Annotated in this window: 16 protein-coding genes; 12 read left to right on the top strand and 4 right to left on the bottom strand. The window is 47.1% G+C overall.

Going from position 1 to position 21,087, the window contains the following annotated elements:
- Positions 1-158: 158 nt before the first annotated feature.
- Entirely contained in the window at positions 159-1,535 is a 1,377-nt protein-coding gene (locus tag ACDZ28_RS01765) for an ABC transporter substrate-binding protein (protein ID WP_375103888.1), read from the bottom strand.
- A 338-nt stretch (positions 1,536-1,873) separates the two neighbouring features.
- Here ACDZ28_RS01765 and ACDZ28_RS01760 point away from each other — a divergent pair, with 338 nt between their 5' ends.
- The 5 genes from ACDZ28_RS01760 (at position 1,874) to ACDZ28_RS01740 (ending at position 9,070) form a co-directional block, all read left to right on the top strand.
- On the top strand, positions 1,874-3,688 hold the full coding sequence (locus ACDZ28_RS01760; RefSeq protein WP_375103887.1) for a sensor histidine kinase: 1,815 nt from the start codon (positions 1,874-1,876) through the stop codon (positions 3,686-3,688).
- Positions 3,689-5,338, top strand: a complete 1,650-nt coding sequence (locus tag ACDZ28_RS01755) for a response regulator (protein WP_375103886.1) — start codon at positions 3,689-3,691, stop codon at positions 5,336-5,338.
- 71 nt (positions 5,339-5,409) lie between these two features.
- Positions 5,410-7,107: an alpha-glucosidase gene (locus ACDZ28_RS01750; RefSeq protein ID WP_042130716.1), complete on the top strand. Its 1,698-nt coding sequence runs from the start codon at positions 5,410-5,412 to the stop codon at positions 7,105-7,107.
- 148 nt (positions 7,108-7,255) lie between these two features.
- The gene (locus ACDZ28_RS01745) at positions 7,256-7,990 is read left to right on the top strand and encodes a class I SAM-dependent methyltransferase (protein WP_076120786.1); all 735 of its coding nucleotides are present in this window, start codon (positions 7,256-7,258) and stop codon (positions 7,988-7,990) included.
- Positions 7,991-9,070 carry an MBL fold metallo-hydrolase gene (locus ACDZ28_RS01740; RefSeq protein ID WP_375103885.1) on the top strand — a complete coding sequence of 360 codons (1,080 nt, stop codon included), beginning with the start codon at positions 7,991-7,993 and terminating at the stop codon, positions 9,068-9,070.
- Between the two features lie 273 nt (positions 9,071-9,343).
- Here the strand turns inward: ACDZ28_RS01740 and ACDZ28_RS01735 are convergent, their stop codons facing one another.
- Positions 9,344-9,952, bottom strand: coding sequence for a phosphatidylglycerophosphatase A (locus tag ACDZ28_RS01735; protein ID WP_042130715.1), 609 nt, complete (start codon positions 9,950-9,952; stop codon positions 9,344-9,346).
- Between the two features lie 272 nt (positions 9,953-10,224).
- Between ACDZ28_RS01735 and ACDZ28_RS01730 the strand changes: the two genes are divergently transcribed.
- From ACDZ28_RS01730 to ACDZ28_RS01720, 3 genes are all read left to right on the top strand, one after another.
- Complete coding sequence (locus ACDZ28_RS01730) at positions 10,225-11,346, top strand: GerMN domain-containing protein (protein ID WP_339291453.1); 1,122 nt, start codon at positions 10,225-10,227, stop codon at positions 11,344-11,346.
- Positions 11,347-11,511: 165 nt separating this feature from the next.
- Positions 11,512-12,270 carry a ribonuclease PH gene (gene rph / locus ACDZ28_RS01725; protein ID WP_375103884.1) on the top strand — a complete coding sequence of 253 codons (759 nt, stop codon included), beginning with the start codon at positions 11,512-11,514 and terminating at the stop codon, positions 12,268-12,270.
- 1 nt (position 12,271) lies between these two features.
- Positions 12,272-12,928 (top strand): XTP/dITP diphosphatase, encoded by a 657-nt coding sequence (locus ACDZ28_RS01720; protein WP_042130708.1) that lies wholly within the window; start codon positions 12,272-12,274, stop codon positions 12,926-12,928.
- A 214-nt stretch (positions 12,929-13,142) separates the two neighbouring features.
- Here ACDZ28_RS01720 and ACDZ28_RS01715 read toward each other — a convergent pair whose 3' ends face one another.
- Positions 13,143-15,569 carry a glycosyl hydrolase family 18 protein gene (locus tag ACDZ28_RS01715; protein WP_375103883.1) on the bottom strand — a complete coding sequence of 809 codons (2,427 nt, stop codon included), beginning with the start codon at positions 15,567-15,569 and terminating at the stop codon, positions 13,143-13,145.
- A 77-nt stretch (positions 15,570-15,646) separates the two neighbouring features.
- Positions 15,647-17,575 carry a glycosyl hydrolase family 18 protein gene (locus tag ACDZ28_RS01710; protein WP_375103882.1) on the bottom strand — a complete coding sequence of 643 codons (1,929 nt, stop codon included), beginning with the start codon at positions 17,573-17,575 and terminating at the stop codon, positions 15,647-15,649.
- Positions 17,576-18,176: 601 nt separating this feature from the next.
- Here ACDZ28_RS01710 and ACDZ28_RS01705 point away from each other — a divergent pair.
- The 4 genes from ACDZ28_RS01705 to ACDZ28_RS01690 all read left to right on the top strand — a co-directional run bounded on the left by ACDZ28_RS01705 (position 18,177) and on the right by ACDZ28_RS01690 (position 21,087).
- Positions 18,177-18,605, top strand: a complete 429-nt coding sequence (locus tag ACDZ28_RS01705) for an NfeD family protein (RefSeq protein ID WP_042130705.1) — start codon at positions 18,177-18,179, stop codon at positions 18,603-18,605.
- On the top strand, positions 18,605-19,540 hold the full coding sequence (locus tag ACDZ28_RS01700; RefSeq protein WP_042130704.1) for an SPFH domain-containing protein: 936 nt from the start codon (positions 18,605-18,607) through the stop codon (positions 19,538-19,540). Before ACDZ28_RS01705 ends, ACDZ28_RS01700 begins: the two co-directional genes overlap by 1 nt.
- A gap of 102 nt (positions 19,541-19,642) precedes the next feature.
- Positions 19,643-20,098 carry a cupin domain-containing protein gene (locus ACDZ28_RS01695; protein WP_042130702.1) on the top strand — a complete coding sequence of 152 codons (456 nt, stop codon included), beginning with the start codon at positions 19,643-19,645 and terminating at the stop codon, positions 20,096-20,098.
- Positions 20,099-20,250: 152 nt separating this feature from the next.
- Complete coding sequence (locus tag ACDZ28_RS01690) at positions 20,251-21,087, top strand: aldo/keto reductase (RefSeq protein ID WP_076120772.1); 837 nt, start codon at positions 20,251-20,253, stop codon at positions 21,085-21,087.

Here is a 21,087-nt window from a genome sequence, read left to right as displayed (position 1 = left end):
ACATTTTTTAAATTATGGAATGATAATTTTCTCTGACGTCGAAGGCGCTTATGCCCGAACAACAAACCCCCGACCTCTGGGGGAAGTCGGGGGTTACGCCACTATTTATGATGTTAAATCAGAAGCGCCGTCATTCATATACTTAGTAGTATTAGCGTTTATTTACCAGCCAATTTATCGGACGCAGCGTCAAGCGCTTTGGCGAATTCCGCTGTATTCATAGCGCCGGAGAGCAGGCTTTGGTGAGCCTCCATTACCTTTTGCTTGAACTCGTCGTTACCAATATCCTGCAGCGGAGTTCCGCTGGAAGAGGTCATTGAGCTGAAGACATCTACTAGTTCTTTTTGGAGTTGAGTTTCATTACCCGTTAAGAATTCATCGAATTTTTGCGCAGGTGTACCCGCGCCAGCTTGCCATAACATCTTGGACCAGTTCTCAGGCGCGAAGAAATATTTCAAGAAATCAACAGCAGCATCAGGATGCTTTGAGTTCTTACTTACTGCATACCCACCACCGTACCAAGCAGCATCATCCGTTGATTTACCTTTATCTGAACCAGGGAAAGCGAATGCGCCTACATTATTACGGAATTCTTCAGAGAAGTTCACATCTGTAGCTAGGCCGGACTCCCAAGCGCCCATAAAGAACATAGCGGCTTGTCCTTGTCCGAACAAGTTACGTGCTGCGCCATAATCAGCGGTTAACCAGCCATCGGCAAAGCCTTTAGCATTTGCGAAATCTTGCATTTCCGTTGCAGCTGCAACAAGGCTAGGATCATTAAAGGATATTTTACGTGCAACAGCTTCATCCATCTTATTGAAATCACCATTTTGACGTTGAGCAACGAACTCATACCAGATTGGCAGCGTCCATGCATCCATACCATTCATAGCAATCGGGTTAATTTTGTTGGCACGCAATGTTTTGACAGCTGCTAGCAGGTCAGCAGTAGTCTTTGGAACCTCGATGCCGTTGTCAGCAAAGATTTTTTTGTTATAGAACATGACCATATAGTCGGCACTGCGTGGCAATCCATACAGTTTGCCATCTTTGCTGAAGCCGTCCATGGAACCGGAAACAAATTGATCGCCTTCGAAGTCAGCGCTGTTCAGCTCAAGCAGCAAGTCATTATCGAGCAGTGGACTCAGGAAAGAAGGCTGACCCCAAGCTTGAATGATATCAGGCATCTGATTGCTGGAAGCATATACTTTGATTTTTGATTTATAAGGTTCATCTTGAAGCGCTTCCACTTCTATCTTGACGTTTGGGTGCTCTTTCATATAAGCGTCGATAATGTCTTGCTCCACCTTGCCTGAACCGTTTGCCCGATCCGCAAGTGCGGTAAAGAACTTCAGTGTAATTTTTTCGGCTGGTGCGTTTTCCGCTGCGTTTGCTGTTGCCTCGGCAGTAGCTTCGGCTTTGTCATTCGCAGGAGCGTTTGTAGCTTTCGCATTGTTATTTCCGCCACCGCAGCCTGCAAGCAGAGCCGGAAGCATTAGACTCATAAGCATTAGCTTGATTCCTTTATTTCTCATCAAAAACCCACCTTTTTAGAATGATGTATTTTGAAGAAACGATTGTTATCTATCGAGGAAGCCGACAACGTCGTTTCTTCTTGAAATATAAGAATGTATAAGTTTCACGCTATACATTATCCTTATACTTCTCGCATAAACGCTGACCGTCTATAAGAGACGTCGAAGGCGTTTTTGCTTGCATCCTCATCTTAAGAGTTTCTAGCTAATAGAAACATGGTCCATATTTAAGAATAATGTAGGCATTTTTTAGCGAATGTAAAAAGCCGGTTCAGGGCTGAATGATTTCAGTTATACTTGGTTTACACATCTTTCTAATATAAATGAAGGTGGTTCTCATGAATCGGAATTTTCGCTTACTCAGCCGTTATCGCCATCTTCCGCTCCAATTTAAGCTGTTGTTATGGTTCGTTCCTCTGCTTCTGGTGACCATATTTGCTATGGGTTGGAACTCTTATCAGATCTCTTCGCAGCAGGTTGTGGAGAAAATGAAGCAGTCACAGGATCATCTTACCAAAAAAACAGCAGAGCAGATCGATGAAATGGTGCGAGGCATGATATCTTTTTCGAATACACTCTTTCTGGATGAAAGTGTGCAGCGGCTTTTAGCATCGTCTGAAGCGCAAAAGGAACGTAATTCTGTATTTAAGACCGTTACCAATCTTATGGTTGCAGGCAATTCTATTCAATCTCTGATCCTATACTCTTTAGAAGATAACAATGGAGCAGAGCCTTTTGCTGCGAATCAGGCAGGATTGACGACAGGTATGAAGTACTCGGATTTTATCAAAACCTCGTATTATCAGGAAGCTATTAAAGCAGCAGGGAGCCCAACCTTTGGTCTCTCCAGACCCACGGACGGCATTTTTGTAGGCGATCATTATCATAAGATTGTCCTTTCCAGAATCATCAAGAATATTTACACCCTAAAGCCGGCAGGACTCGCTGTGATCGGTGTAGATGCAGGGAAGATTGGCAGTCAATATCTCGACAATGCTGAAGATGATGTGGATATGTTCGTGATTGATCGGAACGGGCTGATTATTACGGCTTCGAACCCGAGCTGGATTGGCAAAAGAGATCTGGAACTTCCGTATTTTGCAGACAGCGATCCTAATCTGACTGTGAAGAAAAGGCTGGAATCTACAGCGGATCATAAGCAGTGGATTGTGTCGCATCTTCAGTCGGAGACGACGGGCTGGTATGTGGTGGTGGCTCATTCCAAGCGGCAGCTTGTTAAAGAGCTTGGTCAGATTTTACAGGTCACAATGACGATTGCTGTTCTGTGTTTAGTGGTTAGCCTAATGGTTACCTGGCTGGCAGCTGCCGCTATTACGAAACCGCTGAAGAAGCTTTCCCGTTCGATGCGCAGACTGCAGACAGGTGATTTTACGCAGCGGGTATTTTTTGAAGGAAATGACGAGATCGGCTTACTCGGGCATGGTTATAATCTAATGGTGCAGCGGATTAAATCGCTCATCAATGATGTATACGCCTCAAGAATGAAGCAACAGGAAGCAGAATTGAAAACGCTTCAAGCTCAAATTAGGCCGCACTTTTTATATAACACGTTAAATACAATTTGTTGGGAAGCCGAGAAGAAGGGAGATAAAGAAATTGCCGATATGGTGTATTCTCTCTCTCAAGTGTTCCGCCTGAGCTTAAATGATGGACGCGATACGTTTACCTTGGAGCAGGAAGTGGAGCTGGTGACCAATTACTTGTTCCTGCAGAAAAATCGCTTTAAGGAGCGTTTTGAATTCGAAATTTCTTTGGATGAGAGTATCAAGGATTTTACAGTACCAAAGCTGCTGCTGCAGCCACTAGCCGAGAACGCAGTGATTCACGGGATTGAGCCGTTGTCTGGCAGTGGACTAATATCGGTTCGTGCTTATCGTATAGAGAAAACTATTGTGCTTGAAGTGCAGGATAATGGTGTGGGGATCACAGCAGATAGACTTTTAGAGCTACATCAACGTTTAGCGAGGGGGAACTCTTTAGCTGAAGAAGAGACTATTGGACGTACAGGATTTGCGCTGATGAATGTGCAGGAACGACTGTCCTTATTTTTTGCGGGAGCCTCTTTGCAACTGGAGAGTGTAGAAGGAGCAGGCACACGTATTATTATTCATATCACGGTGGAGGGTCCATAAATGATGAAGCTGCTGATTGCCGAAGACGAAGATACGATCCGTGAGGGCATCGTAAATATGATTGATTGGAAGTCTCATCAGATTGAGGTAATGGGTGAGGCGGGGAACGGAAGTGAAGCGCTGGCTTTGATGGAGAAAGAACAGCCCGATCTTTTGTTAACGGATATCCGTATGCCGCAAATGGATGGTCTGGAGCTGATTGAAGTCGCACGGCGCAGAGGGTACGGCTTCCGGTCGATTATTTTATCCGGCTATAACGAGTTTTCTTATGCGAAGCAAGCGATCTCCCTAGGCGTTGTTGATTATGTGCTGAAGCCCTGCCGCCCTGAGGAAATTTTGAAGACGGTACTGAAGGCCAAGGAACTCATCGAAAGACAACGCAATCAAGAGGATGAGCAGCTTAAACGAGACCGTTCCTGGCATAAAAATGCACCGCTTGTCAAAAGCCAGGTCCTTTCCCAATGGATTTATCATCCACCGGTTCCGCTAGAACGGCGACAGGAGCTGATCGGAGAGTTATCAATGGCGATTGGCTTTGAAGGGCCGCAGATTGGTCTCGTCAGCTTTGATTTTGACCCGCCTTCCGCTACAGGCACAGGGCAGGATTTTGTACTTTTGCGTTACGCAGCATTAAACATTATCAGTGAGACATTGTCACCCATCTATCGAGGAAAGATAGAAACTTTTCATGACGGCAACAATTTGCTCTGGATCGGCAGCGGCTTAGCCGGAACGGATTCTCGCAAGCTTTACCGAGCGCCCCTCCAGTTGAAAGAGCAAATTGAGAAGCTGCAGTGTAATCTGGAGAAATACCTCAAACTATCAATCAGTATTGCCGTTGGCTCCTGTCGTTCGGATATTTCTGAAGCTCATCTGTCGTATAAAGAAGCGCTTCAGGCGATGGAATCGCGATTTTTGAACGGAAAAGGCGGTGTCTATTACTATACAGAAGGAACGGGAGTAATAGGTGGCGCTCCGCAGGAAATCGGGATTTTAGATGATTCTGAATTAAATGAGCTGGAGGATGAAATGCTTGTGGCGGTGGGTGCTGGGAGCAATGAGCTCGCACTTGATCTGCTGGAGAAATGGCTCGATCGTTTTCGCAGCAATCCGGGATGTCTTAAGCAAGAGGTGAATATTCGAGCCACGGCTTTTGTAGTTCGATTAAAGAGACTCGCGCAAGAGAAACAAGTCGCTGGCTTCGAATGGAAGCAGCATTTGGTCAATTGGATGGAGCAGGCACCACAGATAGAAACGCTCGAAGAGTTGTCTACGATTTTGAATAAGGTTATGCAGAATGTGGTAGAGGCTTTTTCCAACCATCGACCGCTGCATCGCACAGTAGTCACTGCAATGGAGATCATTCGTAATAAATATAATACCAATCTGACACTAGAGTATGTCGCGAAGGAAGCCTATGTTTCTAATACTTATTTAAGTTCACTATTCCGCCAGGAGCTTGGTGTGAATTTTCTCGATTACTTGCATCAATACCGGGTAGAAGAAGCGAAAAAGCTGCTCCGCCAAAATCTTAAGATGTACGCTGTTGCCAAATTGGTGGGGTACGGTGAAGAGCGCCACTTCAGTGCTACTTTTAAAAAATGGACTGGACTTACGCCCTCGCAATATCAAAAAGGACTAACCAAGTAGGGGGAATTTGTTATCTACTAGGCTCTGTGTGGTTAAACTCTACATATAGCTAAATAGGAGGTAACCGAGTTATGAACCCCAAATGGTGGAAAGAAAGCGTCGTGTATCAGATTTATCCGATCAGCTTCATGGACAGTAACGGAGATGGAATCGGAGACTTACAAGGGATTATATCCAGACTGGATTATTTACAGGACCTAGGTGTAGATGTGATTTGGGTCTGCCCTATTTATAAATCACCTAACCATGATAACGGGTATGATATCAGTGATTATTGTGACATTATGAAGGAATTCGGCACGATGGATGATTTTGACCGGCTTCTCAGGGAACTGCACGCACGTGGAATGAAGCTGATGATGGATTTGGTGCTGAACCACACGTCACATGAGCATCCTTGGTTTGTAGAATCCAGGTCGTCGAAGGACAATCCTAAACGGGATTATTATATATGGCGAAAAGGTAAAAATGGCGGTCCCCCGAACAACTGGGAGTCTTATTTCAGCGGCTCGGTCTGGGAGCTTGATCCGCATACGGATGAATATTATCTTCACCTCTACTCTAAATACCAGCCCGATCTGAACTGGGAGAATCCGGTGGTTATTGATAAGCTGCATGAGATGGTGGAGTGGTGGCTGAAGAAGGGCGTGGATGGATTTCGCTTTGATGCAATTGCACATATCGTGAAGACGAAAGGCTATCCAGATGCAGACAACCCGAACGGAACACCTACTGTAAGGGCTTATGGTATGTTCTCCAATCTGGAGGATGTACACACCTTGCTGCAAAATCTATACGATAAGGTGCTATATTTCTACGATATTATGACGGTAGGAGAGACTTCAGGACTCGGACCAGAGCAGGCGCTGGATTATGTAGGTGATGGACGTAGGGAGCTGAATATGACTTTTCAGTTTGAGCATATGTTTCTGGATGCCGCTTCGCCGGGTAGTGGGAAATGGGATGTGGTCCCTTGGAATCTACTAGAGCTGAAAAAGATCATGAGCAACTGGCAGACGGTTCTGCATGACAGAGGCTGGAATGCGAATTATCTATGTAACCATGACCAGCCGCGCTCGGTATCCCGGTTTGGGAATGATCTCTTTTACCGGATTCCTTCGGCCAAAATGCTGGCGACCTTTATTCATATGTTGGAGGGCACACCTTATATTTATCAAGGAGAGGAAATCGGCATGACGAATGTCTGTTTCGATTCCATTGATGAATACCGGGATGTGGAGACCCTTAATTATTATGAAGAGAAGCGAAAAAACGGTGTTCCAGAAGAGCAGATTATGTCTGCGATTCATCATAAAAGCCGGGACAATGCCCGTACCCCTATGCAGTGGGATGATGGACATGCAGGCGGTTTTACAACGGGGACGCCCTGGATTGAAGTCAATTCCAACCATATGGAGATCAACGCTGGCAACGCGGTAAAAGATCCGGATTCTATCTACAACTACTATAAACAGCTGATTGCGTTAAGAAAAAAATACAAGGTGATCGTATACGGATCGTATGATCTACTGCTAGCAGAGCACACTGAGATTTATGCGTATACCCGAACTTTAGAGAATCAGCGACTGTTGGTCATTTTGAACTTTTTTGATGGAGAGCCTGAATTCGAATGGCCAGCGGGGTTCGATTCAAATCCAGATCATCTGGAGCTATTAATCAGTAATTACACGCAGTCAAAAGATCAGGATATTCGTTCTTTCAAGCTTCGTCCTTATGAAGCAAGGGTCTATTTACAGCAGCTTGTGTAAAGGAAGTTACAATAAGAGTTGTCATTAAAGGCCGAGAGGTCACGATGATGACTCTTCTTTGAGTTTGTCAGCAAAAGACTGTACAATGGCGTTACATAAGCATACATAAGAGGAGTTGCAGAATGACGCCTGTAGGAGGAGAGACAACATGACTGAATGGTATGAAAAGAGCTTCGGAGAGGATTATCTGATCGTATATAGACATCGGGATTTCGGTGGTGCACGTAAAGAAGTGGATCAAATGATCGCCTGGCTGAGACTACCTCCAGGTTCGAAAGTGCTGGATTTATGTTGTGGGATGGGACGTCATTCTCTGGCACTTGCGGAGGAAGGATACGAGGTTACGGGAGTAGATTTGTCGGAGGTCTTGCTGCGTGAAGCTCGATCTCAAGTCGGGGCGGAGAAAGTAACCTGGATCCGTTCCGACATGCGTGATTTACCACTAGATGGAGGATTCGATGCCGTAGTTAATCTGTTCACTTCTTTTGGTTATTTTGAAAAAGATGAGGAGCAAGTAAAGGTTCTGCGTGAAATCTATCGTCTGCTGAAGCCAGGTGGCAAGTTCGTTATTGATTTTTTGAATCCTGCGCATGTGATTCGTCATCTGGTGCCGCATTCTACGCGTGAGGACGGAGAGAATTTGATAGATGAGTCACGCCGGATTGAGGATGGTTATGTGAAGAAGGACATCATTCTAACCACTAAGAATGACCCTACGCCTCGTCAATATCATGAGCGTGTGAAGCTTTATTCACTGGAGGAGTTCAAGGAAATGATTGAGAAAGCGGGCTTGCAGCTCGAAGCTGTACATGGCAGCTATGAAGATGAGGTTTATGATGCAGAAAGGTCCACGCGGATGATCTTTGGTGGAACACGTCCCTAAATGGTTTCCGGAAAAAGATTTAAAGGTGGTGAACGCTCCATGTCTAAGGCAGAGCTTACTTCATGGGACAAGAACATTCTCCAAGTCTCGGTACCCATGGACTCGCCTCTTCGTCAAGTGAACAGCTATATTCTTTCGGACGAAGATGGGAGAGTGACTATTATCGATCCGGGTCCGCGCAGCCCGGATACAGAGAATTGCTGGCTCGGGATTTTGCAGGAGCTGGACTTGTCGTGGATGAATATACGGGATATCGTCGTTACGCATCACCATCCCGATCATTATGGATTATCCGGCTGGCTGCAGTCGCAGAGTGGCTGTAAGGTGTGGATGACGGAGCGCGCCCATGCGGAGGCTAGATTGATGTGGGGCGATGGCTTTGGTGATGATCGAGGCAATGGCGCTGAGGAAAATGCTGGGAAAGACAATAGCAAAGACATCAATGAGATATTACCGGTTTATTTCATCCGGCATGGGATGACAGATGAGTGGTCGAACGGGATTAAGGCCCACTTAGAAAGCTTTAATTCCCAAGTGGAGCCGCAGCCTGTCGTTTCTTATTTCGATGTGGCGGAGCCCTTCAAGATGGGCGGCCGTAAATGGCAGCTCATTATTACCGGCGGACATGCACCGGGGCATGTGAGCCTGTATCATGCTGACAGCGGGCTTATGATCTGCGGGGACGCTGTGTTGCCGCAGATCTCGCCCAATGTCAGCCTGCTGCCAGGCAGCGATCCCCAGCCGCTGCAGAAGTTCCTTCAGGGGCTGCGGGAACTGGGCAGCTACCCGGTCAGCATGGCATTCCCGGGGCATCGCGAGCCCTTCGCTGGCTTCGAGCACCGGGTGAACAGCCTGCTCGCTCATCATGAGGAGCGGCTGGATACAGCGGCTGCCCTGCTTACAAACGGTCCGCTAAGCGCGTTTGCGGTGTGCGAAGTTCTGTTTCGAAGCCGGGTAACCACCGTTCACCAGATGCGCTTTGCGATGAGTGAGACCCTAGCGCATTTGGCGGAGTTAGTGCGCCGGGAGCGGGCGGTGATGCTGGAGGTAGACGGCGGTTTCTTGTTCGACGGAGCTTAAAGTGTTGAAGAGCATATCAGTTAGAGTATGTTGCAAGATCGACGTGGAATAGATGATGTATAACGCTGTTATAGAGCAGTCTTCCTTTGTGAGGACTGCTCTTTTTGTATTTGAGTAACTAAATGTTGGTAGTGAATAATTATAGGAATTCATAGAACCCATCAAAAAAAAGCGATTGTCCCAGCAGCCCGAAGGGCTTGTGAAACAATCGCTTTCTCCTCAGAGTTACATTTGATGTATTAGAAACTCACCTTCTGGTGTATCTGAAACTCCTCACTCCGGAGTTTCATCATATTCCGCAAGTTTTCTAGCGGCTTCTTCACGATCCTCCGGTGTATGAGGCAGTTCAAGCTCAATTTCTCGCTCCGCTTGCTTGCGGTGTGCGATTCGGCTACTGGCTGCTGCCGCCACGGCTCCGACGATGTCGTCGAGATAGGTGTGGATCTGTCCCGTGCTTTTATCATTTAACCTTTTAAGAACGCCAGGCTTCAGCTTGTCTACATAGCCATAGTTGGTAAATCCGATACTGCCGTATACGTTCACGATAGAGAAGGCAAGAATCTCATCTACGCCGTACAATCCCTCATCATTCTCGATCATATCCTGAAGGGGGGAGAACAGCTTGCCCTCTTCTGCCAGTACATCTAATTGAATACCTGTTAGCACAGCATTCTGCACTTCTCGCTTGCTAAGCACCATCTCTACATTATGGATACATTCATCCATCGTTAAATTCGGATAGTATTTCTGTTGCAGAAACATTACGAGCTCCGCAATTTCCTCCAGAGTTACTCCACGCTTGTTCAGCCAGAATTTGGTCGCATCTGCGACGGCCTTGCTGTTCAGACTGTACGGTATTTTTGCGATTTTTTCATCAGCCATGTTCAGTCACCTCGTTGTTTAGTAAGTCATTTCATTACAGCAAACGTTAGTATGATGTTAAGGACTGTTGTTACCTCAGATTGTACGTTTACCGGAAGTATTTGTCCAGAGAGGGAAGTTTCAGTGACCTGAAATCCAGGTCCTACTTGAGATGAAGAAGTAGTTCACAGGCTTTTCCAACAATTTAGGATAAGCTGTTGTTATTTTTTGGACAAAGGTCTCGTATACATAGCAGTACAAATGATATCTAACCTTGAAAGGGGTAATAAATGATGAAACCTATGCAACAAATCCGCGGAATCTCCGCAGTCTGCTTACTCGCAGTTCCACTGGCACTGTCCGGCTGTGGGCTGTTTGGTTCAGAATCGGCATCGATTGATGCTCCGCCACCAGAGGTTGAAGCGCAAATGTTACAGACTAGTGGAGGTACTACTTTGGATTCAGGTGTATTTGGTCCGGTGACACAGGAGGATACACAGACAGCAACTAAAGGCAGCACCAAAAGCGCTCAAGGTACTGCTTCCGGAGATCGGACAACTGTATTTTTGGAAGATGGTAATGGATTACTCGCTCCCGTATCCCTAAGCTTGCCAAAGAGTAAAGATGCTTCCTCCGCACTCAAAAACTCGTTAATGGCTCTAGTGAGCAAAGGAGAATATGCCTCATCAGTGCCTAAAGGATTCCAAGGCGTTCTTCCAGCAGGAACAGAAGTAAGCGTTACGGTAGACAAATCTAATCTTGCGGTTGTGGAATTTAATTCAGAGTTCAATAACTATGATCCTGCAGATGAGCGTAAAATCCTCGAAGCTATCACTTGGACGCTAACCGGTCAAGATGAGATTAAAGGCGTACAGCTCTGGGTAGATGGTAAAAAGCTCACAGAGATGCCGCTACAAGGAACTCCGCTGGATCGTCCATTATCCCGTACAATGGGCATTAACTTGCCGAAGCAAGGTCCACTTCTGATGAACTCAAGTGCGGTTACTGTTTATTTTTCCACAACATCCCCTGACGGTATCCAATATTATGTTCCTGTAACCCGCTTTGTACCCGCCGGACAAGAACAGCTGACTGCTGCTTTGAACGAATTGATTGCAGGTCCTGAATCCGGTAATGGGCTGGAAATGGTCATGACACAGGGAACGATCCTTGATTCCGTTGATGCTGGGCAGAATGGTGTAGTTACCGTGTCCTTGACTGACGATATGTTCACAGACGGTAAAGGGGTACCCGCTGAGATGCTGGAATCGGTTGTGTTGACGGTTGCGCAAAATTCAGATGATTCTCTGGTGCAAATTCGCTTGAATGGCAAGGAATCGATTACTGACACGGATAATGTGGACTACAGTAAACCTGTTTCCGCACCAGAATATTTGAATGAGATCCCGTTATAGAATGACCCTTTAAGGTTTAAAAGATGCTTTTGTGCCTCCTCTTTGGTAGAATAAAAGTTGCTCAAAAAGACGTTACGTCCCAAGCATTGTGCTACTCAGTATTTATGACAGGGGAAATGGGACTCACGCTAAACTTTTAGCTATACGATGTAGGAGGCAGAAAAGATGAGATCAAACGGGCGAAACGACGACCAATTACGGCCGCTGATAATAACAACCCAAACGAATAAATATGCTGAGGGCTCCGTGATCATTGAAATGGGAGATACCAAGGTCATTTGTACGGCTACTGTGGAGGAAAAAGTACCTCCATTTCTTAAAGGGCAAGGAAAAGGTTGGGTAACCGCTGAATATTCGATGCTTCCTCGGGCAACTCAATCCCGTAATCAGCGTGAAGCTGCACGCGGTAAACTTACCGGACGGACTATGGAGATCCAACGGCTGATCGGACGAGCGCTTCGTTCCGTAGTGAATTTGCAAGCGTTAGGCGAGCGTAGTATTACGCTGGACTGTGATGTGATTCAGGCGGATGGTGGTACGCGGACCGCTTCGATTACGGGTGCTTTTGTTGCTATGGCATTTGCTATTAACAAAATTGCACTTCAGCACAAGCTGCCTGTGTTTCCTATAACAGATTTCTTAGGGGCAATCAGTGTCGGTGTTGTAGGGGATAAAACGCTGCTCGATTTGAATTATGAAGAAGATTCCAAAGCAAAAGTAGATATGAATGTAGTTATGACTGGCGGCGGTGCTTTTGTTGAACTTCAGGGCACTGGCGAAAAAAGACCGTTCACGCGTCAAGAGCTTGATCTTTTGCTAGGTCTAGGTGAGAAGGGAATTTATGAACTGATTGCTGCGCAGAAAGAGGCGCTGGGAGCAATTGCTCTCAAAATCCCTTCCGGCCAGCCGGGCCAAGAGGTGTAACATGAGGTCTGACGGCGGCATTCTCATTGTTGCGACGAAGAATAAGGGGAAAGTGCGCGAATTCGAGCATGCTTTTGCTCCGCTGGGGCTGACAGTGAAAAGTATGTACGATTATCCGGATCTGCCTGATGTGGTAGAAGACGGAGCCACTTTTGCCGAGAACGCCTTTAAAAAATCCAAAGCTGTAGGTGATGCCCTTGGAATCCCGGTCCTCGCTGATGATTCGGGTCTTTGTGTAGACGCTTTGGATGGCAAGCCGGGTGTGTACTCTGCGCGTTATGCAGGGGAAAATGCTACGGATGGAGAGAATAATCTGAAGTTGCTTAGCGAGCTGGAGCGATTGAAGCAGGGGGAAGACACCGACCAGCCTTTGCTGAGCACAGCAAGGTTTGTCTGCACTTTGTCGCTGTATGATCCGGTTTCTAAACAGGAGCTAACCGCAGAAGGCGCGGTGGAGGGCTGGATCACCTCAGAACCTTCCGGTGCTGGTGGATTTGGTTATGACCCACTCTTCTATCTCTCGGAGCATGAAAAAACTATGGCCGAGCTTACGCTGGAAGAGAAGCAGCAGATCAGCCATCGAGGTGCTGCATTGCGAATGCTGACAGCGAAGCTGGAGAAGAAGCTGGCAGCTGAAGGCGAACTAGCTGAGGAATAGAGTATTTTTATACAAAACAGGGTGTCCAAAAGCCATTGGCTGCTGGACACCCTGTTTTTTTGCGTGTTCGTGTCCATTACCGGACACAGCTGATCTTAAAAGTGGCTTCATTTATGATTTTAGAATTTAATGGACTCCAAAGTCGCTATTAGCACTAGACTCAGAGGTTGTAAAATACTCGGAAATATTAATGTAGAGCTTTTTATTGGCTGGATTATAACAGCTTCCAAAGAGCAGGCGTGGAACCTGGTTCCCACCCTTGAAGGGAAGTGTGAGGCTGCAAGCATGAATATGTTTTTCCATTATAGGTGACGACGTCGCCTACTTTGTAGGCAACCCCTGTTACCCAAATTGAGCCTCCCGAAGTAGGTGTAATGGTAGGCAACGGAGTTGACGTCGGTACAACGGTAGCTGTAGATGTTGGTACAACAGTTGATGTTGGTGCCACCGTAGGTGCCAAAGTCGGCGTCACTGTTGGAGCTACAGTTACCGCAGGTGTAGATGTTGCGGTTTCGCATGCGCTGATGAATTTCCAGACACCATTAGCGCCGCTCAGATCTGGACGATCTCCTTGCGTCCACCACTTGGCTTCATAAAGTGAACCGTTGTAGGAAACGCGCTGTCCGCCAGTGTACACGGTTGTCGCACTCCACGTCGCTGCCGAACATTGTCCCGGAGTAGGTGATGGAGTCACGGTTGCAGTCGGTGTTGGAGTAGGAGTCACGGTAGCTGTCGGCGTTGGCGTTGCAGTAGGCAGCGGTGTTGGTGTTGCTGTTGCAGTCGGTGTCGCGGTTGGGGTAGCTGTTGGTGTTGCTGTCGGTGTAGGAGTTGGTGTGATGCCTCCGTACAACTTCTCGTACTCCTGCTGGGACGAGCTTCCGTTCAGCGTAATGCGTTGCGGCCCGCCCGAGAAGTTCAGCTTCATCATACCCGGAACTTCCAGCGTGGCTCCGTTTGCAATCGTTTGGGAAGCCGTCCCGGTTATCCGGTAGCGATTAAAGTCCCAAGCCGTAGAGATTTGCTCTACAGTACCAGCTCCCCATGCAGAAGTCAGGGTGGTGGTTGTCGGTAGATCGAATTCAAGCTTCCAACCACCGGCGATATCTGTACCTGTGTTATTCGTTATTTTGAGGGAGTAGGTATAATTCGGATGATCGTAAGCGCCACTGAAGCTAAGACTGAAGTTCGTAGGTGCAGGTAGTTGTGGCTTCGGAGTTCCACCTGGCAGAGAGGCTGTCTTAAGCTGGTCATAGGCAAAATCGGTCAACGAGTTGCCATACGTATAAGTGCCATCACTCTTTTCAGAGTAATCGCCTGTCAACTCCCAGAACATCATCCCTCCCAATCCTTTTTGCTTGATATAATCCAGTTTGTAGCCGAGTGACTCCTTATCTTCATACGTAAGAAAGACCTTCTTGTCTGCGTTGAACAAGTATGGAGTTTTGGTAACGGGATCGAAATAACGTTTGTTCGCTGGATCTTTGAGCAGGTTCAGCACATGCCAGATAGGATTTGCGCCAGCAGGCTGCTCTGGTGCAGGATCGTTCCAGATTCCGTAAATGCCGTCTGCTCCGCCTCCGGTTGTAGGAGCTGTACCGTAAAGACCGGTGTTGTTGATGCCTCCATTCACATTCTTCCAGCCACGTGAGTAGTAAGGAACTCCGATGACGATTTTTTCCGGAGGAAGCGTACCCAAATAGTATCGAACGGCCCAGTCGGTATTCAGAACCGGAGTGCCTAGTGCAGCTGTTTCGGTATCGCGAGAATCTGGATACAGGGCGGAATGCGGCCCTACATATCCATTCCACGCGCCGTGGAAATCATAGGTCATAAGATTCGCCCAGTCCAAATACTGGTTAGCTTCCCCGAGCTTCATCCCACCTAGAATCCAGGAGGAGGCGGTTGCGGCGACGGTTAGGTCATATTTTTGATTGTCCTGTGCACCTGCCTGATCCAGCTTTTCACGAAGCTTTTTCATGAGGAGAACATAGTTGTTGTAATTCACTGTGCGCAGTGGCTCAGCCACACCGAAGTCATTCGGGTTACCTGATTGGCCGGTACCGGATGGGTACTCCCAATCAATGTCTACACCGTTGAACTGGTAGGTTCTTAGAAAATCTACGACACTATTCGCAAACGTCTCGCGGCCAGCTTCCGAATTGGCCATGTTATAAAAACCACCAGAACCCGACCAACCACCAACCGAAATCAGGGTGCGGACATCGGGATATAACTGCTTATACTTTACGAGTTGATTAAAATGTCCTTTATACGGCAAATTCGTTAGTTGGCCGGGATAATCTTTTTCGATAGCTGCTGTACGGTCCATCAGATCAATCTTGTTCGTTTGAGCGTTTACCTTGGCGAACGCATAGTTAATGTGAGTGATTTTGTCCCAGGGTATTTTGTCGACAGTATAAAATCCTTTATTCTCCTGATCTCCCCACTCCGGGAAGTAAGCAACAATTTTACGCGGATGATCTGCAGCGGGAGCGGGAGCAGTAGGCGTTGTCCCTGCTGCTAAGGCTACTTGCGACGATCCACCTGCACTTGTATATAGCGGAAGCAGAATGATGGCGCTCATTAAGGCCGCAATGTAGCGTGCAGATTTACTTCGCCTATTACGTGTACTTATATTCATTTAACATTCCTCCAAAAGGGATAATATGACTGCGAGAGTAGATAGAAACGGTGATCCTTTCGCGTTAATAATGAGTCTTAATTCAGCTTCCAGAGTGCGGGTGTGGTCGCCGGTTCCCAGCCTTGAAGTGAAGTATGGGGCTGGAGGCAAGTATACGTTTTGGCGTTGTAGCTAACAATATCACCCATTTTGTAAGCGATTCCTGCAATCCAGCTAGAACTCCCAGGGGTCGGTGCTACAGTTGCGGTTGGTGCCGGAGTTGCTGTCGGTGTTACAGTGGCAGTTGGTGTTGGAGCTGCTGTCGGTGTTACAGTGGTCGTTGGTGTGGGAGTTGCGGTTGGTGCCACTGTTGCCGTCGGAGCCGGAGTTGCTGTCCCGCATACGTTGATGAATTTCCAGACTCCGGTAGCACCGCTAAGGTCGGGACGATCGCCTTGAGTCCACCATTTAGCTTCATAGACTGAACCATTGTAAGAAACTTGCTGACCGCCAGTATATACAGCTGTCTGGTTCCATGCCGCTGCACATTGACCCGGAGTAGCCGTCGGCGTTGGGGTTACCGTCGGTGTCGGTGTGGTGGTTGGAGTAGCCGTAGGTGTTGGCGTTGGCGTAGTGGTTGGAGTAGCCGATGGAGTCGGAGTCGGTTGCACTACTCCGCCGCCAAGATCGGCGTTTAGTTTGTTGGTCAGCGTTTTGTTCCTGTCACCGCTTGTCTCCCAGAACATGGCGCCTGCTAGGCCTTTTGATTTGAGATAACTGATTTTATGGCCAAAGGATTCTACGTCGTCATAACTGATATAGGTTTGGTTCGTTGGATTATAGAGATAGGGCACTTTAGAAACATCATTCCAATAACGGGTATAGCCGTTTTTGTTAATATAATTAGCTTCGAGGTCGTAGAAATCATAACTGCCTTTCTCCCATGTACCCGTGGACGAAATGCCAGCAGACAATTGATATTGGCCATTTCCTGCTGCAGGAGCGCCGCCCCAACCACGGCCATAGAATCCCATGCCAAGCACTAACTTGTTCGCGGGTACGCCATTAGCTAAATAGCTGGTTACCGCTTTGTCGATGTTGAAGTTTTGTGGTTCGGTTAGGCCTGATGCAGAAGCGGCAGGGTCATAGTACAATGGAGCATTGTGACCTGTAGTCTTATTCCAGCTTCCGTTGAAGTCATAGGTCATAATATTGATCCAATCGACAACGGAAGCAATACCTGCAAGATTATTGTTATTCACGTATGTCGGGCCTGCGCCGGAAGCAATGGTCAGTAGGTAGGTTTTGCCGTCGGTCTGACCGGCAGCATTTAGCTTCTCGCGGATTTTTTGCAGAAGAAGGACATAGTTCTCCTTGTCTTCGGGACGGTAGCTGTTGCCTGCGAGCCCACCGCTAACTGGGTACTCCCAGTCGAGATCGACACCGTCCATTTTATATTTACGAATGAAGTCTACCGCTGAGTTGGCAAAAACCTCACGGGTTGCAGCCGTAGCCGCCACATCAGAGAATCTGTTCGACCAGGTCCAGCCTCCGACGGAGATCAACGTCTTCAGGTTCGGGTTCTTTTCTTTTAGCTTCCACAGCTGCTTCAGGTTACCTTTGATGGGGTCATCCCATTTGTCATCCCCAAAGCTCTTACCGGTATCAATCCACGGGTCACCGAGCACAATTGTACCGTTCGGAACGTTAATGGGCTGTGCTTGTTCATTTTGACAGCTCCAGGTTACTGGATTTGGGCCAGTTGGGTCGGGGTTGCCGTGAATGCCATTCCAACAAATATCTGCGAAGGCGTAGTTAATGACATTCATTTTGGTAGGATCAATATCGGATACATTGTAAGCCCGCCCATAAGCGGCCCAAGAAGCGTAATAACCAACCAGTTTATAATCCTCTGCAGCGTTGGCCGTTTTAGCACTACTACCTAGGGCTGAAAAAAGGGTCAGAACAAGCGCGGCGATCATCGCGATCGCAAAGGTTTTACGTGAACTTTTTTTCATGAATATCATTGATTTTCTACCTCCGAGGTTTAATGTGTAGTTCGAAATCTTTTCGGCAAGAAATCCCGATGTTCACCTCCCGTAGTTTAAAGTGGACCTGTACCTTCACCTGTGCGTATCTCTCATTCTACCGACATCCAATTCATAGATTTAGCAGCAAAAAAATAGCGTCCTCATGAAGCATCACACAACAAGTAAGCGCTTTCTAAATTGCTGTTCTAAGAATTCCTTTTCTGATAAACTTGTAGATATAACAATGCTGGTAGAGGGTAAGATGGGTAGAAGAGTTGGTTGGGAGTTGAATTATTAGGATTAATTTCATATATATGGGTGGAGGCATTTCTTATTTTCAAGCATAGAGAGCGATTAAGCTAGGGATAAAATTCGGTAATGTAGGGGGACATTTTTATAATTATTGGGTGCTTAATGAGGGGAACTTTGATAGAAAAGGTGCCTGTCCTCTTTTTCAGGAAACTCATGCAGAACACATAACCTCAGATGTAATGAATATAAATTATATACATGCCTGCAATTATTTTACGGAATTACGCAACGCATCGCTGTTTCTTTTCGTTATAGTAGTATCATACGGAAGGTGGTGGGTTCACCGATGGTTGTGTTTTGGTTGATCGCAGCCGGTGTCCTGTTTGTTGTAGAGATGATGACGCTTACTTTTTATCTGCTATGGCTTAGTATTGGTGCGTTGGCTGGAGGCGTGGTGTCGTTATTCGTTCCCGATTCTATTTTGCTTCAGGTGGTGGTCGGCTCACTGGTCGCGCTTGGTTTGACCTTATTCTCGAAACCACTGGTTTCTAAATTTCGTAGTTCTCGTGGATTCAAGGATACAGGTACGGAAATCGTCGGCAGGCAAGGTGTCGTCATTGAGCCGATTGAGCAGGGGCGCTACGGGCAAGTGAAGGTAGGCGGAGATACGTGGAGCGCGAGCTCTGACGAGTCACTGGGTAAGGATGAAGTGGTAAGAGTAGTGAAGAGAGGCACGACGATTATTGAGGTAGAACGATGGGGGGACATGAACTAATGGAATGGGCAATAATTACAATTATTCTGGTGGTAGTCGTAGTGTTTGTGGCATTAACGGTCAAAATCGTACCACAACAGCGGGTAGGCGTAGTGGAACGTCTGGGTAAATTCAATCGACTGCTGACACCGGGTCTGAACATTCTGATTCCCGTAATTGATCAGGTGCGTACGTACCATGACCTGCGGATTCAACAAGCGAACGTACCTCCGCAAACGGTAATCACGAAGGATAACGTGCAGGTGCAGATCGACACAATTATTTTCTATCAGGTCGTCGGACCAGAGGAAGCAACTTATGGAATTTCCGATTATGTATATGGGGTAAGAAACATCTCGACGGCAACGATGCGGCAAATTATCGGTAAGCTTGAATTGGATGAAACGCTGTCAGGGCGTGAAAAAATCTCGACTGATATTCGCTTGGCGCTTGATGAGGCTACTGAGAAGTGGGGCGTGCGGATCGAGCGTGTGGAAGTTATCGATATCAAGCCACCGCTGGATATTCAAGAAGCGATGGATAAGCAAATGAAAGCAGAGCGGAGCAAACGGGCGATTGTTTTGGAAGCGGAAGCTGCCAAGCAGGATATGATCCTGCGTGCTGAAGGGGATAAGCAGAGCAAGATTCTGAAAGCGGAAGGCGACAAGGAAGCACGAATCCGTCAAGCAGAGGGTTCACGGCAAGCTCAGGAGCTGGAAGCTCATGGTGAAGCGAAAGCGATTCAAGCGGTGGCTGAAGCGGAAAAATCACGCATTGAGCTGATTCGCTCAGCAGGTCTGGATGAGCAGGTGCTCGCTTATCGCTCCTTCGAGGCTCTGGCTGAAATCGCCAAAGGTCCTGCGAATAAAGTGTTCTTGCCAACAAGTGCTGTTGAAACGCTGGGAAGTCTTGGCGCGATTGCTGAAGTATTCAAAGCGAGTAAGGACAGTAAATAGATTTTACAATTCGGGCTTCTTCCGTTAAAGTAAAAAGCAAAAACAACCTTATGCATACGAAGCTATTGTTGCTTATGCAAACTTTGAAGGAGAGAAGCTACCGTGACACAAAAAGAAATCTCACCGCTAGTTGAACTGCTCGGACTACAGCCTCACGTTGAGGGCGGTTGGTACAAAAGACTTTGGAACTCCGAATTTGAAATATCGCAAGAAGTGCTCGGCGATAGCTACTCCGGATCGCGTCATTCGGCCTCTTCAATTTATTTTCTGCTTCACGAGGGCGAACAATCTGACTGGCATACTGTATTGTCCGATGAAGTCTGGTTATGGCATTCCGGTAGTCCTATAGTGCTTAGTCTCGGAGGTAGTGGAGATAAGCCTGAGGATGTGCAGGAAGTTATTCTGGGTCTCGATATTGCAGCAGGTCAACAGCCTCAGGTTGTCGTTCCAGCAGGCGTATGGCAGGCAGCTCGCACGTTAGGCAAAGAGCCGACGCTAGTATCCTGTATTGTTTCTCCAGAATTCCATTTCGATGATTTTAAATTAATAGAGAAGTAAAAAGGAGCGGGGGCTTAGGCCTCCGTTTTTTTATTAGAATATTGGGAATGATGAAGCAGTCTGCTATACTCTTGTGGCAGCGCTTGCTTCTGAAGTTTAAAATTAGGTTAAGTAAGATTAACGAAATAATAATATACTTGGAGGGCTAAACGATGAGTGAATTGAACGCACCGTTCTCGGGTGGACCCACTTTAAATGATGGAGTGACCATGCCGTGGTTGGGTCTTGGCGTGTATAAGACTAAGGATGGCGAAGAGGTTATTCATGCGGTCAAAACCGCAATAGAATTAGGATATCGCAGTATTGATACGGCTGCTGGTTATAATAACGAAGATGGCGTTGGACAAGCTATTCGTGAATGTGGAGTGGCCCGTGATGAACTGTTTATTACGACGAAAGTACGCAACCCTGATCAAGGCTATGAATCAACACTGAAAGCATTCGAGGTTAGCCGGCGTAAGCTGGGGCTGGACTATATAGATTTGTATCTTATACACTGGCCGGTGGCAGGGAAGTATCGGGAGACATGGAAAGCTCTGATTCATTTGCAAAAAGAGGGCCTCATCAAGTCCATCGGTGTGAGCAATTTTCAGATTCATCATCTGAAGGATATCATCGAGGATACGGGAATAGTGCCAGTGGTGAATCAGGTGGAATTCCATCCGCTGTTAACTCAGCGCGAGCTGCTGAAGTATGCCAATGAGCAGGGCATTCAGCTTGAGGCTTGGAGTCCGCTAATGCAAGGGAATCTTGATCTCCCCCTCCTCAACGAGCTGGCTGAAAAGTATGGTAAAACCCCCGCACAAATTGTGCTTCGTTGGGATTTACAGCAAGGCGTCATTACGATTCCAAAATCGGTGAATGCCGATCGAATCAAGGAGAATGCAGGATTCTTTGACTTCACGCTAAGCGATGAGGACGTCAAGGCCATCGAAGATCTGAACCAAGATCACCGGTTTGGTCCGGATCCTGATAATTTTAATTTTTAA

Origin of the sequence: Paenibacillus sp. RS8 (assembly GCF_041956825.1) — a bacterium.
Taxonomy (GTDB): domain Bacteria; phylum Bacillota; class Bacilli; order Paenibacillales; family Paenibacillaceae; genus Paenibacillus_AQ.
Note: the sequence above shows the minus strand (reverse complement) of the source record. Positions and strands in the feature narration are given on the sequence as shown.

Coding starts and splice junctions, on each gene's coding strand:
- ACDZ28_RS01765 (WP_375103888.1), bottom strand. CDS start 1,535: ATGAGAAATAAAGGAATCAAGCTAATGCTTATGAGTCTAATGCTTCCG.
- ACDZ28_RS01760 (WP_375103887.1), top strand. CDS start 1,874: ATGAATCGGAATTTTCGCTTACTCAGCCGTTATCGCCATCTTCCGCTC.
- ACDZ28_RS01755 (WP_375103886.1), top strand. CDS start 3,689: ATGATGAAGCTGCTGATTGCCGAAGACGAAGATACGATCCGTGAGGGC.
- ACDZ28_RS01750 (WP_042130716.1), top strand. CDS start 5,410: ATGAACCCCAAATGGTGGAAAGAAAGCGTCGTGTATCAGATTTATCCG.
- ACDZ28_RS01745 (WP_076120786.1), top strand. CDS start 7,256: ATGACTGAATGGTATGAAAAGAGCTTCGGAGAGGATTATCTGATCGTA.
- ACDZ28_RS01740 (WP_375103885.1), top strand. CDS start 7,991: ATGGTTTCCGGAAAAAGATTTAAAGGTGGTGAACGCTCCATGTCTAAG.
- ACDZ28_RS01735 (WP_042130715.1), bottom strand. CDS start 9,952: ATGGCTGATGAAAAAATCGCAAAAATACCGTACAGTCTGAACAGCAAG.
- ACDZ28_RS01730 (WP_339291453.1), top strand. CDS start 10,225: ATGAAACCTATGCAACAAATCCGCGGAATCTCCGCAGTCTGCTTACTC.
- rph (WP_375103884.1), top strand. CDS start 11,512: ATGAGATCAAACGGGCGAAACGACGACCAATTACGGCCGCTGATAATA.
- ACDZ28_RS01720 (WP_042130708.1), top strand. CDS start 12,272: ATGAGGTCTGACGGCGGCATTCTCATTGTTGCGACGAAGAATAAGGGG.
- ACDZ28_RS01715 (WP_375103883.1), bottom strand. CDS start 15,569: ATGAATATAAGTACACGTAATAGGCGAAGTAAATCTGCACGCTACATT.
- ACDZ28_RS01710 (WP_375103882.1), bottom strand. CDS start 17,575: ATGATATTCATGAAAAAAAGTTCACGTAAAACCTTTGCGATCGCGATG.
- ACDZ28_RS01705 (WP_042130705.1), top strand. CDS start 18,177: ATGGTTGTGTTTTGGTTGATCGCAGCCGGTGTCCTGTTTGTTGTAGAG.
- ACDZ28_RS01700 (WP_042130704.1), top strand. CDS start 18,605: ATGGAATGGGCAATAATTACAATTATTCTGGTGGTAGTCGTAGTGTTT.
- ACDZ28_RS01690 (WP_076120772.1), top strand. CDS start 20,251: ATGAGTGAATTGAACGCACCGTTCTCGGGTGGACCCACTTTAAATGAT.